Genomic DNA, 14971 nt, shown 5'->3' on the forward strand with positions numbered 1-14971 from the left:
GCCAGACAAAAGAGCAGAAAAATCAGTCGCGCTCACACCACCGAGCGTGACTCCATCACGGTCTTCAGCTGCTCCAACTGGGCAACTTCGCTTTCCATTGTTTTCTGGATCATGCCGTTCATCAGTTTCTGCAGTCCCTTGGGGTGGTATTCAAGGGCGAACCTGAGCCGGGTGGTTTGGCCTTCGGTGCTGAGGTAGTAGCCGCCGGTAGGACGTGCGGGTCCCGCAACGACGGCGAAGCGCACTTCCGCTCCTGGCCGGGCTTCGGTGATCTGGAAATCGGCAGCGATGGGGCGGCCGCCCGGACCATTGATGGTCTGCTGGTAGAGCGCGCCTTTGTGGCCGCGGAGACCTGATCGCAGTGAGATGCTGCGGATCCCGGACCGCCACAGGGAGTTGTTCATCCCGTCCATGAGGAATCCGTACACGGTCATGGCGTCCCGGCTGATCACCACTTCGTAGTCTGCAAATGCCACGGAAACCTCTTTCGGCGTACGGTTCGATATGTCTTAGCCCGGTTCCCCATACGCTGCAGCTAACACCTTCAGAATAGTCAGCACGCGCGGCACTGGGGCATATAAGCGGCGAGCCTTGACCGAATGGTTATCTGGCCCTTCACAAAGTTACGACTGACAGAGCATGGCACCTCGGGGTAGAGTTCCCGAGGCTGGCTAAAACCGATTTGGGGGCGTTATGCGGGTTCTGGGACATCAAGCTTTTGCAGTGAAGGCACGACGACGGGTGGCTGCGTGCGCGGTTTTCCTCGCCGTGGCAGTGGCTGGCGGAGTTGTCACGGCGGTTCCCGCCACGGCGGCAGGACCGACGGTAATTTCTGCAGCAAAAACAGCAGCAACCACAAAGGTCCCCGCCACAGCGAACCCGTTGCCGAGCGTTGACCCCATCGGTGACCCTGCCAACATTTCGGTCCTGGTCAACAAATCGCGGCCGCTGAATCCGGCGAGCTACGCGCCGTCGGACCTTGTCAACGCACGTGGCTCGGGCCAGTACATGCGTGCGGAAGCTGCGGCGTGGCTCAACGGCTTGTTCCAGGGGGCGGCAGACGCAGGCACGGGCGGCTTGTCGGTCGTGAGCGGCTACCGGTCCTACGCAACCCAAAACCAGGTGTATTGGGGCTATGTCAATGCTTATGGCCAGGCCTACGCGGACACTATTTCGGCCCGCCCCGGATACAGCGAGCACCAGACAGGGCTCGCCATGGACATCGGCAACGCAGCCGGCAGCTGTGGCCTGAGCACCTGCTTCGGCGATACCGCGGCCGGTAAATGGGTAGCTGCGAATGCCCATAAATACGGTTTCATAGTCCGCTACCCCAACGGTTACACGGGCACCACGGGCTACAGCTACGAACCGTGGCATTTGCGCTACGTGGGCGTAGCCTTGGCCACCGACATGAACCGGCGCGGGTTCCCGACGCTGGAGCACTACTTTGCGGGCAACACCGCCGCCGCAGCAAGCATCAAGTCCGGCGCCGACCTGGTGGCTGCCGACTCGTCGGGCCGTCTTTTGCGCTACCCCGCGACGGCGGCCGGCGGCTACGCGGGTGCAGTCCAGATCGGTTCGGGCTGGACCGGCTTGAAGCAGGCTTTCGTGGTGGACTGGGACATCGACGGTGTCTACGACATCCTGGCGCAGTGGAACAACGGCGTCCTGGGGGTCTATCGAGGTCTTCCGGGCGGTGGATTCGCCAACCAGGTTGTGGTGGGCAACGGCGGCTGGGAGCGTATGACCATCACCGTGGGTAAGTGGACGCACAAGCATGGCCGGCCCGGCGTCGTCGGATACTTCCCGGACGGTGTGCTGCGCTACTACCCCAACACCTTTGGTGGTGCGCTGAGCGCACCGCAAATCATTGGCAAGGGCTGGAACGGCATGGAACTGACCATCGCCGACTGGGAAGGCGACGGCGCCAACGACATCCTGGCCAGGACAGGTTCCGGTGCCCTGATTAATTACCGCGGTGACGGGTGGGCAGGCTTCTACGGACCGGCCACCACCGTGGGCACCGGCTGGCAGTACATGCGCGTCTTGGCCCCCAGCTTTGGGCTGACTGGCGCGGGCACCCGCGGCATCACTGCACAGACCGCCGACGGCAACCTGTACAACTACGGCCTGGGCCGGGGACAGTGGACAACGTACCGTCAGGTGGGTTCCGGATGGAACGGCCTGAAACTGTTCAAGTAGGCGGCCGACGCGCCTGTCATGAGCAGCCCCACAACTGCGCTAAGCTAGGACTCGCTCGGGGCGAAAATTCCCGGGCAGCGCGGGCGTAGCTCAATGGTAGAGCGCTAGCTTCCCAAGCTCGATACGCGGGTTCGATTCCCGTCGCCCGCTCAAGGAAAACCCCGGATCCCACGATCCGGGGTTTCTTTGCGTCCAGGGACCCAAATGCACGACGGCGATACTCACCAAACAGGGCCGCGCACCCGTCGACCGGAGGGTCTCCCGAGCCTAAACTCATACGTACATCCACCTATCCGGGAGGTCCTCCAATGACTCTCACCGACGCTGGTGAGGCGGGCCCGCTCGCCGTCATCAACCGCCTGCTGGAAGCCACGAACAAGCACGATCTGGAAGGCCTGGCAGCCTGCTTTGCGCCGGGCTACGTCAACGAAACGCCGGCGCATCCCACCAGGGGCTTCACTGGGCGGGACACCATCCGCAGCAATTGGGAGCAACTTTTCACGGGTGTTCCGGACATCAAGGCGCATCTCCTCTCGCACAGCGTCAACGGCAGCTCCATCTGGACCGAGCTGCACCTGAAGGGTGCGTGGCGCGATGGTACGCCGCACGAAATGACGGGCGTCATCATCTTCGGCGTGGACGAGGGCATCATCAGCAGCGCGCGTTTCTATTTGGAACCGGTGGAAAAGACGGCAGCACTGGACGATACCGCCGATCGTGTGACCCACCGCGTCACCCATGGCCGTCCGGCGGCCGAGCCGGCGCAGTGACCCAAGGGCAGTGACCGCGGCCACTGCTTTTCCGTGCGAGGTGTATCGTCAGGAGTCAGGAGCCATTTCGGTTCCGCTCTAGGGAGCAATCATGGGCGACAAATCACCGCGCCAAACCGCATCAAAGAAATCCAGTAAATCCATCAAGGAAAAACGTGCGGATAAGAGGGCTTCCGAGTCCTCCGCCACCGAGGCCGCAAAGCCCTCTACCGGCAACAAGAAGTGACCGCGCCAACCGCCCAGCTGAGCATAGGCGTCCTCGCTTCCTCGCTGAAGCCCAATGAGCGCCGCCTCCCCATCCATCCCCAGCATCTGGAGCGCATCGATCCGGACGTGCGCCAACAGCTCAGGTTTGAATTCGGCTACGGCGAGCGGTTCGGCGTCTCTGACAGCACGCTGGAATCGCTGGTGGGTGGGCTCGGTACACGCCAGGAATTGATCGCCGGCAGCGACGTCATCCTCCTGCCCAAGCCGCAGGCCCAGGACTTGGCCGAACTCCGCGACGGCCAAACGCTGTGGGGCTGGCCGCACTGTGTCCAGGACCGGGCCATCACGCAACTGGCCATCGACAAGAAGCTCACGCTCATCGCGTTTGAGGCCATGAATCACTGGGCAGGCGACGGTGGCTTCGGCCTGCATGTTTTCCACAAGAACAACGAGCTCGCCGGGTACTGCTCTGTGCTTCATGCCTTGGCACTCACGGGTTCCACGGGCGACTACGGCCGCCGGCTGAGCGCCGTCGTCATTGGCTTCGGGGCCACTGCGCGTGGTGCCGTCACTGCACTGAATGCCCACGGCGTCCACGACGTCCAGGTCCTGACCAACCGTGGCGTCGCCGCCGTCGGGTCACCCATTCACTCGGTGCGGATTGTGCAGTTCGATCATGACAGCAACGCACCTTTCCTCAGCGAAGTCATCACGGACAAGGGGCGCAAGCCCTTGGCGCCGTTCCTGGCCGCCGCGGACATCGTGGTCAATTGCACTCTTCAGGACCCCAACGCCCCGCTGACGTACCTCCGCACGGAGGATTTGACGGAATTCCGGGCTGACAGCCTGATTGTGGACGTTTCCTGCGACGAAGGAATGGGGTTCAGCTGGGCACGCACCACCACCTTCGACGAACCCATGTTCCGTGTGGGCGGGCACGTCAACTACTACGCCGTGGACCACAGTCCGTCGTATCTCTGGAACTCAGCCAGCTGGGAAATCAGCGAAGCCTTGCTTCCTTTCCTGGACACTGTTGCGGCCGGCCCGGCCGGATGGGATGCCAACGAGACCATCTCGCGGGCCATCGAAATCCGCGACGGCGTCATCCGCAACCCGGATGTCCTGGAATTCCAAGGACGCTCAGCGGAGTACCCGCACTTGCCAACGGCATAAAGACGCCCACCAGGAAGCGCCCGCGGTCCTGCCGCGGGCGCTTCACCTGTTAATCCGTCGGGGACTGCGGCTATGCCGGTTGGGTCTCCTGCACGATCCGCAGCACCCGGCGCCGGTCACGCAGGTCCACCTTCAGGTGCAGCGAAGACTTCCGGGCAAGGACGACGGCGACCACCGCAGCGGCGATGGCCGGCACGCCACCCGAAATCAGGACAGCAAGGTGCGGACCAAAGTGCTCGGCCAGCCAGCCCATCATGGGGCCGCCAATGGCCTGTCCGCCGATCAGCACCACCAGGTAGAGGCTCATGACACGGCCGCGGATGCTCATGTTGGAGCTGGTCTGCACCATTTGGTTGGCCGCAGTGAGGAACATGAGGCACCAGAATCCGGCAAGGACCATGGTGACGCTGAACCACACCATGGACGGCATCAGCGATGAGACGCAGAGCATGAAACCGTACAGCCCCGCCGACGTCACTACCGACCTCAACCGCAGCTGGCGACGCCGGGTGGACGCCACCGCTCCCATCAGTGCACCGAGCGCAACCATGGCGTTCAGCAGGCCGTAGCCTCCGGCACCGGCGTCGTACACGTGGTCCGCAAAGGCGGCCAGCAGCACAGGCAAGCTCATGGCGAAAACGGCCACGAATCCGGCCATCATCCACGGCCAGTAAATGGTGGGCTTGCTGAGCGCATAGTTAAGGCCTTCACGCAGCATCCCCTTTTTGCGGGGCGTCGGCTGGCTGAGGTGCAGCTGGTCCTTGCGAAGGATCAGCAGCATGGCCACAGTGGAACAGCAGGCCACAGCGTTGGCAGCGAAGGCCCAGCCTGCGCCGACAGCGGTGAGCAGCACGCCCGCCAAGGCAGGCCCGATCAAGCCGCCCAGCTGGAAGGTGGTGGAGTTGACGCTGATGGCATTCCGGAGGTACTTGGGGCCGACGAGTTCGTTGACGAACACCTGCCGGGCCGGCTGGTCCAGGACCGTCACGAAGCCCAGGGCCAAGGCAATGACGTACACGTGCCAGACTTCAACGCGCTGGCTCAGGGACAGTACCGCCAACACTGCAGCCAGCACGGCCGCCGCCGATTGGCAGATGATGAGGATCTTGCGCTTGGCAAAGCGGTCGGCGATCATGCCGCCCCATGGTCCCAGGAACAGTGACGGCATGAACTGCAACGCCACCGTAATGCCGACTGCAGTGACGGAACCGGACAGCTGCAGCACCATCCAGTCCTGGGCGATGCGCTGCATCCAGATGGCGATGACGGCAATGAAGTGGCCGATCGCGAAAATCCTGAAGTTGGGGACCTTCAGGGAGATGAAAGTATGACGCCAGGGCAGCTTTTCACTCACGACGGCGAGTGGCTGGGTGACGGTGTCCGGCTGGTTGGTGTCCGGCTGGTCTGTATCCGGCAGCGGGCGAGCGGACAAGGAATCGATGACGGGCTGGCTGACGTTTGCCGCTGAAGGCGGTGGGGGTGCCAAAAGTAGTCCTCGGATCGAGAGTTTCGGTGGGATGCGTTTAACGCTATGGTTGCCAGCAGCAATTATGGAAGCGTATTGCGCCTATAACTAGCATTGCGGAATGCAATGAGCTGCTTGCAGCACGAGGGGAAACGGCGCAGTACTCCGGCCCGGCGTTGACCTGCGCTTAGAGGAGTTCCGTGTTCGAACCTGTCCAGCTCCGTTCCTTTTTGGCCGTCGCGGAAACGCTGAGTTTCACCAAGGCAGCCGAGCGGCTGGGCCTCGCACAGCCCACGGTCAGCCAGCATGTCCGCAAGCTCGAGGCCGCCGCCAAGCGCGTACTCGTGGCCCGGGATACCCGTGAAGTCAGGCTTACTGACAACGGTGATGCCATGGCTGGTTTTGCCCGCAACATCCTTGCTGCCCACGATTCCGCGGCCCGCTACTTTTCCGGCTCGGCCATGCGGGGACGCCTCCGCTTCGGGACAGCCGACGACCTCGCCATCACCGGCCTCCCCCGGATTCTCCGGGAGTTCCGGCAGCTCTACCCACAGATCAACCTCGAGCTCACTGTCAGCCAAAGCGACCAGCTGTACAAGCGGCTCAATGCCGGGCAACTGGACCTGGTGTTTGTGAAATGGGTGGCCGGGGCCAAGGAAGGCACGGTGGTCCGGCACGACAACTTCGCGTGGGTGGGCGTGGAGCAGACAGTGCTGGAACCGGGCGCCCCCGTGCCGCTGATTGCGTACCCGGCACCCAGTTTGAGCCGGAAGCTTGCCATCGATGCCTTGGAAGCGGAAGGCCGGACATGGCGGATCACCTGCAGCACCAAACAGATCAGCGGAGTGCTCGCGGCCGTCCGGGCCGGGATTGGAGTCGCCGTAATGCCGGCATCGCTGGTGCCCGAGGACCTGAAGGTCATCACCCAGCGATTCGGCCTGCCGCCGGTGGGCGACGTGGACTTCACCTTGATCCGGAATCCACTCGCCAACGCCGAGGTCATCGACGCCCTGACACAGGCGATCATGGGCAGGACGCTGAGCAAGTCGAGCTAGCCACCGGGCCGCTCGGCCGGCTGCGGTCCATGCGCCCGTTCCACCACCTCACTACCCGAAGGTCGTCCAAGGCGAAGCGGCCTTCCGGTACGGCGGCCCGGATGCGTTCGTCGTCGAAAGGAAGCCTGGGACGCAGCTCCACGGGAAGCCAGGGCGCATAGGGTGAAGGCACGCTGACCCCCTCGGCGAGCATCTGCGCCTGGGCTTTTGCCACGAGTGGCACCACCATGGTCCACTCTGTCAGCTGAGCCAGCGCGCGGATCGACCAGATGGGGGCGCGGACGAAAACAGGGTGGCCCCCCGCCATCCGGGCGATCCTGCGGACAGCCACTCCAAGTTCGAGCTCTTCGGCTCCGACAACAGCGACGGTCGGGGTGGGCACGCGACCTTCAAGGGCGGCGATCAGGGTGTTGACGGCCTCTTCCACCGGTATGGGTCGAACAGTCCGCTCCCGATAACCGACCGTTGCGAAAACCGGAAAGCTGCGCACCGCACGCGTCACATGGTCCACCATGTGGTCTCCCTTTCCGTAGATCATCCCCGCCTTGAGAATCGTGTGCTCGATGCCCGACTGCCGCAGGAGCTCCTCGGCAGCCCATTTGGTCTCGTGATAGGCGGAACCACAATCCGGACGGGCGCGAAGGAAGCTCAGCATGACGATTCTTTGGACGCCCGCCCTCCGGGCAGCTTCAATGACGGCGCGGGTGCCTTCAACGTGAACCCGCTGGAAAGTCTGGTCACCGATCTCCCGGTTGATCCCCGCACAGTGGGCTACGACGTCGCAACCCGTGAAGGCCTCCGTCAAGGCTTCGACGTCGGTGATTGCGGTCCCTGTCCGACGCGAAATGATGACGGTGCCCGGCCTGTCGAGTCGTTCCGCGAGGTGACGGCCTACAAAGCCGGTACCGCCGGTAATAGCTACACGCATGATCTTGCTCCTTCGCTTATTAGCAACAAAGCTAAACTGTATATAGCAATTGTGCTATATTGCAAACATGGCAGATACAGCTTCAGAGATCTTCGCCGCCCTTGCGCACCCCACCAGGCGGCAAATACTTCAAGACCTCAAGGACGGCGAGTTGGCCGCCGGTGAGATCGCTGCGCGATTCAACGCCACGGGACCCACCGTTTCCCGGCACTTGAGCGTGCTGCGCCAGGCCGGCCTGGTCACGGAACGGCGGGATGCCAACCGCATTCTCTACTCGCTCGTTGGTGAGCGCCTGGCCCTGTCGGTGGGAGACTTCCTTTCCACGGTTTGCCCCGAGCAAATCGTGTTGCGGGAGGTCCGGAAGCGGAATCCTTCCCGCCCCTCGACCAGGACGCCGAAGGCGACCAGGACATCTGAAGTCTGAACCGGCGGCCGTAGTACGCTCACCTCATGACTCCCGCCAGGCTCGTCCAGCCGTCCGCAAAGTTCCATGAGTCCTGGCTGGAAAGCTACGACGAGTGGGGCACCCTTAACCAGGATGGCTCAGCGGCTTTTGTGGCTGCGAGATACGACCTGGATCTCCGCGACAACAGCGACTTCGCGGAGTGGGTTCACCTTCTGCACGAGTTGCCCAAGAAGGGCTTCCAACCCCCTGAAGGCTTGGCCAACCAGAGCACCATCTGGGTTGTCGAGGACGACGCGTACCTGGGGGCAGCCAGCCTCAGGCACTCGTTGGCCAATGACTATCTCACTGAGGTAGGAGGCAACATTGGCTACGGCATCCGGCCCAGCGCGCGGGGGCGGGGGCTCGCCAAGCTTGCATTGAAAGGCGCCCTCCAGGAGGGTCGCTCCCTCGGCATGGATCGCGTGCTGGTGACGTGCAAGCAGCCGAACGTGGCGTCCGCCCGCACCATCGAGGCGTGCGGCGGCGTTCTTGAAAGCGTCCGGCCTCCGGAGAGTTTCGCTGCGGACCTCGGAGTCACCGAAGCGATCCGGCGTTATTGGATCACGCTCTAGCCCAGCGTTCATTCTGTTCAGCTGGCGATACACCCTTACTGGGTAAGCGCATTCCCGGTATCCTGTGTAGCATGATCGACCTCACCACTCTGGCTGACCTCACGCCTGGCATCTGTTCCGTGACTCTCCGCTCCCACGGGATTGACGAGGTGGTCCGCATTTCATCGAATGCGGGCCTGGCCGGCATCGAGTGGGGCACTGATGTGCACGTCAGCGATGCGGAGTCCGCGGCGCACGCAAAGGGAGCAACTGAAGCAGCGGGACTCATGGTTCTCTCGCTCGGCTCGTACTACCGCTGCGGCGCCTTCGGGGATTTCGATCGTGTCCTGGACCTCGCCACGGCGCTCGGCGCCCCACGGATCCGGGTCTGGGCCGGCGAACAGGGTTCGGCCGGCGCCGGCCAGGAACACTGGGACGCGGTGGTGAAGGACACTCAGCGGATTGCGGATCTCGCGGCCGCCCGGGGTGTCGCCATCGCGTTTGAGTATCACGGCAACACCCTCACCGACTCCCCCGCCACCACCTTGGAGTTACTGAACCGGGTGAACCATGCCAACGTCGGCACTTACTGGCAGCCCGCCGTCGGACTCTCAGACCAGCAGGCGCTGGAGTCCCTCCACGAAGTCCTCCCCCACGTGGTGGGGGTGCACTGCTTCTCCTGGGGGCCGGTTGCCGAACGCTTCCCGCTGCGGAACCGGAAGTTGCTGTGGCAGACCGTCACTGACGTCCTGCGCGGAAACGGCAAGGACCTGGACATCATGCTGGAGTTCGTCGAGGACGACCTTCCGGACAACGTCATCAACGATGCCTCGTTCCTCCACACCATCACCTTGGGCGAGGACTGAGGCCAACTACGTAACGCGGTTACGCAGCCCAGCCCCACCGGCCGAGCCATGATGCGCAGAGCGCCGGCCACTGATCAGCCCCGGCCGTTCCCGAAGCCAGGCCAATACCGTGGACGCCGTGCGGGAAGAGGTGCAGTTCCACCGGAACACCGGCCCGGCTGAGCGCGCCGGCATAAGCAAGGCTGTGGCTGATGGTGACGGATTGGTCGTCGGCCGTATGCCAGAGGAAAGCGGGCGGCGTTCTCGGCGTGACGTGAAGATCCGTTGAGAGCTCCCGCAGGACCCCAGGGGCGGCACCCGCTCCAGCGAGGTTGTCCACAGACCCCTGATGGACCGAATTCACGAACGAAATGACCGGATAGCAGAGAATGCTGAGGTCCGGCACAGCCTCCACGGTATCCAGCGAAGGATCACCGGTGGCTACCTCCACGGACAACGTGGACGCGAGATGTCCGCCGGCTGAAAATCCCAGGACGCCAACCCTCGACGCATCCACTTTAAGTCCGTGATCGCCGTTGCGGATCCACAGCATCGCCTGCTTGGCATCCACCAACGGGGCCGGGTGCTGATCCGGCGCCACCCGATACCGCAGCACGAATGCGTGGATTCCCAATGAAGCCAGCCATTCACCCACGGGCTCGGCCTCGTGGTCTGCCTGCTTGGCGTATGCCCCGCCGGGAAGCACCAGGATGGCTGGCGCAGCTTGAGTGGAACGCGCAGCACCAGTGGAACGCTCGACGGCGGGAATCACCGTCAGCGCCCGGGGCGCCTGCGCTGGTGGCCCCGCCGTCGTCATACCTGTGATTCCACCGGAGTTTCGGTGCTGCGGCGGAGCTTGACCGCGCCACTGACGGGAGGAGTATCCGGATCTCCCGCAGCGAGCCGGCCAATATCTTCGAGCGGCAGGTGCACGGTGGACAGTGCGGGCCGGAAGTCGCGCAGGGTTTCGATGTCGTCGAAACCGGCGATGGTGGCGTCGCGGGGAATCCACACGCCCTCCGGCCGAAGGGCGGCGGTAACGCCGATGGCCATGACGTCATTGACGGCAAAGATGCAGAGGCGTTCCGCGGAGGACTTGATCCGTTCGGCAAGCGCCTGACCGGCTTCATACCCGCCGGCCCGGTTGAATCCAGTGCGGATCACCTCGGCGGCGGGCCTCCCAGCGTCCGCGAGCCCGCGCTGGAAACCGCGGACACGGTCGTCCGATGTGTAGAGACCCTCGGGTCCGGCAACGATCAGGAAAGCACCATCATGAGTGGCGGCCAATTCCGCAGCGAGGCCGGCAGCCAGTTCCTCGTTGGGGACTTTCACCACGTGGTAGCCCTCGCTCGTGGACGCGCCCACCACCGGATGGCCGACAACTCCCACATGACCGCCATTGCGGCAATAACGGTCCAGCTCGGCGGCCAGCTCGGCATTTCCTTGCTTGTCCTCAGCCCGCACGGAACGCGAACCGGCAATGACAATCGAGTCGGCGCGACGCGCAGCGAAGGCTGCGACGGCTTCCTTTTCATCCGAAGGAGCCCCGGAGGTGGTGGCCAGGAGCACCATGCGGTTCTGCTGGCGGGCAGCTTCCTGGACTCCGCGGGCGATCGCAGAGAAATAGGGATCGGCGATGTCATGGACAACCAGTCCGATCAGGCCCGAACTCGACTTGGCCAACGCCTGCGCCTGCGCGTTGGGCACGTAGCCGAGCTTGTCGGCGGCCTCGCGGACGCGTTCGGCAATGTCCTCGGCGGGCTTACGGGACGAGCCGTTGAGGACCCTGGATGCGGTGGCCAGGGAAACCCCGGCCAAACGGGCAACTTCACTCAGTGTGCTGGCGGCCACGGGGCCCTCCTTGTCTGCAAGCGTCGGGACTGGCGCTAGGGAAATTATGTCAGTCTTCCGCGAGTTATGGGAAAGCGCTTGCCAATCCGGTGAGTCATGGTGCATGATCGATGACAACGGGAATGCGCTTTCCCACACGAACTGCAAGCACCGGCTTCCGCACCGCGACCGGCACACAAGGCACTGGAGAAAACATGGGCTACGAAACAAAGACGATCCGCATCGCCATGAACGGCATCACCGGCCGTATGGGCTACCGCCAGCACCTGCTGCGGTCCATCCTCCCCATCCGCGACGCCGGCGGTTTCACCCTGGAAGACGGCACCAAGGTTCAGGTGGAGCCGATCCTCGTTGGCCGCAACGAAGCGAAGATCCGCGAACTCGCCGAACTCCACAAGGTCTCTGAATGGACCACCGACTTGGACGCCGTCATCGCCGATCCCACCGTTGACATCATCTTTGACGCCTCCATGACCAGCCTCCGCGCCGCCACCCTGAAAAAGGCCATGCGCGCCGGCAAGCACATCTTCACAGAGAAGCCGACGGCCGAGACCTTGGAAGAGGCCATCGAACTGGCACAGATCGGCAAGGTCGCCGGCGTCACCGCGGGCGTGGTGCACGACAAGCTGTACCTCCCCGGCCTGGTGAAGCTCCGCCGTCTTGTGGACGAAGGCTTCTTCGGCCGCATCCTCTCCATCCGCGGCGAATTCGGCTACTGGGTCTTCGAAGGCGACGTCCAGGCTGCCCAGCGTCCGTCGTGGAACTACCGCAAGGAAGACGGCGGTGGAATGACCACGGACATGTTCTGCCACTGGAACTACGTCCTTGAAGGCATCATCGGCAAGGTCAAGAGCGTCAACGCCAAGACCGCCACGCACATCCCCGCACGCTGGGATGAGGCAGGCAAGGAATACAAGGCCACCGCAGACGACGCCTCCTACGGCATCTTCGAGCTCGAAACCCCGGGCGGCGATGACGTCATCGGCCAGATCAACTCCTCCTGGGCCGTCCGTGTCTACCGCGACGAACTGGTGGAGTTCCAGGTCGACGGCACGCACGGTTCCGCCGTCGCCGGTCTGAACAAGTGCGTTGCGCAGCAGCGCGCCCACACCCCCAAGCCCGTCTGGAACCCGGACCTGCCCGTCACCGAATCCTTCCGCAGCCAGTGGCAGGAAGTCCCCGCCAACGCTGAACTGGACAACGGCTTCAAGCTGCAGTGGGAAGAATTCCTGCGCGACGTCGTCGCAGGCCGTGAGCACCGCTTCGGCCTGCTCTCCGCAGCCCGGGGCGTGCAGCTTGCCGAACTCGGCCTCCAGTCCTCGGCAGAGCGCCGCACCATCGACATCCCGGAGATCACCCTCTAATGACGTCACTGATTCTTCCCACCGACGACGGCGGCACCCGCGAGTACCGCCTTCAGCCCGCCACCTCCTGGGTCAAGCCGACCGCTCCGCTGACGGCCCGCCGCGCCTACGCCGCAGCACACGTCATCCCCGAGGTTGCAGCCGACAACACCCCCGGCGCCCCCGCCCAGCTCGACTGGGACGCCACCCTGGCGTACCGGCACGAGCTGTGGTCCTACGGCCTGGGCGTTGCCGACGCCATGGACACCGCGCAGCGCGGAATGGGCCTTGACTGGGCAGCCACCCAGCAGCTCATCAAGCGCACGGGCGCGGAAGCCGCCTCCGTGGTGGCCGCGGGCAACGCCGCCATTACGGGCAAGTCGGTCCGCGACCTTGTTTCCTGCGGCGCCGGCACCGACCAGCTGGACATCGCTGCACTCCCTGCGGGGGCTGCAGGTATCCAGGCTGTCATCGACGCCTACCGCGAGCAGATCGCCGTCGTCAGTGAAGCCGGACCCAAGGTCATCCTCATGGCCTCCCGGGCGCTGGCCAAGGTTGCCAACGGGGCCGACGACTACCTGCACGTCTACTCGACGCTCCTTCAGGAAGTTGACCAGCCGGTCATCCTGCACTGGCTGGGCACCATGTTCGACCCCGCGCTGGCAGGATACTGGGGTTCCGACGACGTCTCTGTCGCCACCGAAACTTTCCTCAGCCTCATCCGCGAGCACTCGGACAAGGTTGACGGCGTCAAGGTCTCGCTGCTGGATGCTTCCCATGAGGTCGCCCTCCGCGCCGACCTCCCGGAAGGCGTCCGCCTCTACACCGGTGACGACTTCAACTACCCGGAACTGATCGACGGCGACGAGACGCACCACTCGGACGCCCTGTTGGGCATCTTCGCTGCCATCTACCCGGCCGCTTCGGCCGCGTTGCAGAAGTACGACGCCGGCCAAGGTGCTGAAGGGCGCGCCATCCTGGACTCCACCCGTGAGCTGGGAAAGCACATCTTCAGCGCACCCACGTTCTACTACAAGACCGGCATTGCCTTCATGTCCTGGCTCAACGGTAAGCAGCCCGGTTTCCAGATGGTGGGCGGCCTGCACTCGGGCCGCTCGGTCCTGCACCTGGCCAAGACCTTTGAACTGGCAGATCAGGCCGGCTTGCTGAAGGACCCATCGCTGGCCGCGTTCCGGATGTCTGACTTCCTGCGGATCAACGGGGTGGGTGCATGAGCGACTTTTCCCGGCTGTCACTGAACAGCGCCACCACCAAGAAATGGACCTTGTCCGAGGCCGTGGATGGTTGTGCCCGAGCCGGCATCCCCGCAATCGGACCGTGGCGTGACCGCGTGGCCGAGGCCGGATTGGACAAGGCAGCCAAGCTCATCAAGGACGCGGGTCTCCGGGTTTCCTCGCTCTGCCGCGGTGGATTCCTGACCGCAGCCGACGCTGAGGGACAGGCTGCTGCCCTGGCCGACAACTTCGAGGCCGTCCGTGAAGCCGTTGCGCTGGACACCCAGGAACTTTTCCTGGTGGTCGGCGGGCTAGCTCCCGGCGAGAAGGACGTGGTGGCTGCCCGCCAGCGCGTCGCCGACCGACTCGAGGAACTCGTGCCCTTCGCTTCCGAGAACGGCGTCCGCCTGGTGCTGGAACCACTGCACCCGATGTACGCCGCTGACCGCGCACTCATCTCCACCCTCGGCCAGGCACTCGATCTTGCCGCGCCGTACGACGCAAAGGCTGTTGGCGTCGCCGTCGACACTTTCCACGTGTGGTGGGACCCCGAGCTGAAGGCGCAGATTGACCGCGCCGGGCGCGAAAACCGCATCGCCTCCTACCAGGTGTGCGACTTCAACCTGCCGATCGCCGCTGACGCGCTGCTGTCCCGCGGCATGATGGGCGACGGCGTCATCGACTTCGCCACCATCGGCACTTGGGTCAGGGACGCCGGGTACACGGGCGATATCGAGGTTGAAATCTTCAACCAGGAGATCTGGGACGCCGACGGCGACACCGTCCTGGAGACCATGAAGCAGCGCTACGCGGAGCTCGTTCTCCCGTTCGCGTAACACCGTGGTCCTCCCGCGGATGCCCTAAGCTCCGCGGGAGGATCACTCCAAAACCAGCGGGTTCC

Annotated in this window: 16 protein-coding genes and 1 tRNA gene; 12 read left to right on the forward strand and 5 right to left on the reverse strand. The window is 64.0% G+C overall.

Annotation, left to right across the window (positions count from 1 at the left end):
- Nucleotides 1-32: 32 nt before the first annotated feature.
- The gene (locus QEH68_RS18695) at nucleotides 33-476 is read right to left on the reverse strand and encodes a hypothetical protein (RefSeq protein ID WP_089596431.1); all 444 of its coding nucleotides are present in this window, start codon (nucleotides 474-476) and stop codon (nucleotides 33-35) included.
- 247 nt (nucleotides 477-723) lie between these two features.
- On the opposite strand from QEH68_RS18695, the gene QEH68_RS18700 reads away from it, so the two are divergent.
- The 5 genes from QEH68_RS18700 (at nucleotide 724) to QEH68_RS18720 (ending at nucleotide 4352) form a co-directional block, all read left to right on the forward strand.
- Nucleotides 724-2202 carry a M15 family metallopeptidase gene (locus QEH68_RS18700; RefSeq protein WP_280624041.1) on the forward strand — a complete coding sequence of 493 codons (1479 nt, stop codon included), beginning with the start codon at nucleotides 724-726 and terminating at the stop codon, nucleotides 2200-2202.
- A 79-nt stretch (nucleotides 2203-2281) separates the two neighbouring features.
- A tRNA-Gly gene (locus QEH68_RS18705) sits at nucleotides 2282-2352 on the forward strand.
- A gap of 158 nt (nucleotides 2353-2510) precedes the next feature.
- Nucleotides 2511-2972, forward strand: coding sequence for a nuclear transport factor 2 family protein (locus tag QEH68_RS18710; RefSeq protein ID WP_207595185.1), 462 nt, complete (start codon nucleotides 2511-2513; stop codon nucleotides 2970-2972).
- Nucleotides 2973-3063: 91 nt separating this feature from the next.
- Entirely contained in the window at nucleotides 3064-3198 is a 135-nt protein-coding gene (locus QEH68_RS18715) for a hypothetical protein (RefSeq protein ID WP_011776304.1), read from the forward strand.
- The gene (locus tag QEH68_RS18720) at nucleotides 3195-4352 is read left to right on the forward strand and encodes a N(5)-(carboxyethyl)ornithine synthase (RefSeq protein ID WP_280624053.1); all 1158 of its coding nucleotides are present in this window, start codon (nucleotides 3195-3197) and stop codon (nucleotides 4350-4352) included. The genes QEH68_RS18715 and QEH68_RS18720 overlap by 4 nt, the downstream gene beginning before the upstream one ends.
- A gap of 70 nt (nucleotides 4353-4422) precedes the next feature.
- Here the strand turns inward: QEH68_RS18720 and QEH68_RS18725 are convergent, their stop codons facing one another.
- Complete coding sequence (locus tag QEH68_RS18725) at nucleotides 4423-5838, reverse strand: MFS transporter (protein ID WP_280624055.1); 1416 nt, start codon at nucleotides 5836-5838, stop codon at nucleotides 4423-4425.
- A 179-nt stretch (nucleotides 5839-6017) separates the two neighbouring features.
- Here QEH68_RS18725 and QEH68_RS18730 point away from each other — a divergent pair, with 179 nt between their 5' ends.
- The gene (locus tag QEH68_RS18730; RefSeq protein ID WP_280624057.1) at nucleotides 6018-6872 is read left to right on the forward strand and encodes a LysR substrate-binding domain-containing protein; all 855 of its coding nucleotides are present in this window, start codon (nucleotides 6018-6020) and stop codon (nucleotides 6870-6872) included.
- On the opposite strand, the gene QEH68_RS18735 is transcribed toward QEH68_RS18730, so the two are convergent.
- Nucleotides 6841-7800 carry an NAD(P)H-binding protein gene (locus QEH68_RS18735; RefSeq protein ID WP_280624059.1) on the reverse strand — a complete coding sequence of 320 codons (960 nt, stop codon included), beginning with the start codon at nucleotides 7798-7800 and terminating at the stop codon, nucleotides 6841-6843. The genes QEH68_RS18730 and QEH68_RS18735 overlap by 32 nt on opposite strands.
- Nucleotides 7801-7867: 67 nt before the next feature.
- Between QEH68_RS18735 and QEH68_RS18740 the strand changes: the two genes are divergently transcribed.
- From QEH68_RS18740 to QEH68_RS18750, 3 genes are all read left to right on the forward strand, one after another.
- Nucleotides 7868-8224 carry a metalloregulator ArsR/SmtB family transcription factor gene (locus QEH68_RS18740; RefSeq protein ID WP_207595189.1) on the forward strand — a complete coding sequence of 119 codons (357 nt, stop codon included), beginning with the start codon at nucleotides 7868-7870 and terminating at the stop codon, nucleotides 8222-8224.
- A gap of 26 nt (nucleotides 8225-8250) precedes the next feature.
- Nucleotides 8251-8817 (forward strand): GNAT family N-acetyltransferase, encoded by a 567-nt coding sequence (locus QEH68_RS18745; protein ID WP_280624063.1) that lies wholly within the window; start codon nucleotides 8251-8253, stop codon nucleotides 8815-8817.
- A gap of 71 nt (nucleotides 8818-8888) precedes the next feature.
- A complete protein-coding gene (locus tag QEH68_RS18750) occupies nucleotides 8889-9662 on the forward strand; it encodes a sugar phosphate isomerase/epimerase (protein ID WP_280624065.1) in 774 nt (257 codons plus the stop codon).
- Between the two features lie 19 nt (nucleotides 9663-9681).
- Here QEH68_RS18750 and QEH68_RS18755 read toward each other — a convergent pair whose 3' ends face one another.
- Together QEH68_RS18755 and QEH68_RS18760 are read right to left on the reverse strand one after the other, a co-directional pair.
- Nucleotides 9682-10458, reverse strand: a complete 777-nt coding sequence (locus tag QEH68_RS18755) for an alpha/beta hydrolase (RefSeq protein WP_280624066.1) — start codon at nucleotides 10456-10458, stop codon at nucleotides 9682-9684.
- Nucleotides 10455-11492: a LacI family DNA-binding transcriptional regulator gene (locus QEH68_RS18760; protein WP_280624068.1), complete on the reverse strand. Its 1038-nt coding sequence runs from the start codon at nucleotides 11490-11492 to the stop codon at nucleotides 10455-10457. Before QEH68_RS18760 ends, QEH68_RS18755 begins: the two co-directional genes overlap by 4 nt.
- Nucleotides 11493-11686: 194 nt before the next feature.
- Here QEH68_RS18760 and QEH68_RS18765 point away from each other — a divergent pair, with 194 nt between their 5' ends.
- From QEH68_RS18765 to QEH68_RS18775, 3 genes are read left to right on the forward strand one after another with little or no spacing between them, the layout of a single operon-like run.
- Nucleotides 11687-12856 (forward strand): Gfo/Idh/MocA family oxidoreductase, encoded by a 1170-nt coding sequence (locus QEH68_RS18765; RefSeq protein ID WP_280624070.1) that lies wholly within the window; start codon nucleotides 11687-11689, stop codon nucleotides 12854-12856.
- Complete coding sequence (locus tag QEH68_RS18770) at nucleotides 12856-14070, forward strand: dihydrodipicolinate synthase family protein (RefSeq protein WP_207595194.1); 1215 nt, start codon at nucleotides 12856-12858, stop codon at nucleotides 14068-14070. Before QEH68_RS18765 ends, QEH68_RS18770 begins: the two co-directional genes overlap by 1 nt.
- Entirely contained in the window at nucleotides 14067-14906 is an 840-nt protein-coding gene (locus QEH68_RS18775; protein ID WP_207595195.1) for a sugar phosphate isomerase/epimerase family protein, read from the forward strand. The genes QEH68_RS18770 and QEH68_RS18775 overlap by 4 nt, the downstream gene beginning before the upstream one ends.
- Nucleotides 14907-14971 lie beyond the last annotated feature (65 nt).

The organism is Paenarthrobacter sp. OM7, from assembly GCF_029873575.1.
Lineage (GTDB): Bacteria > Actinomycetota > Actinomycetes > Actinomycetales > Micrococcaceae > Arthrobacter.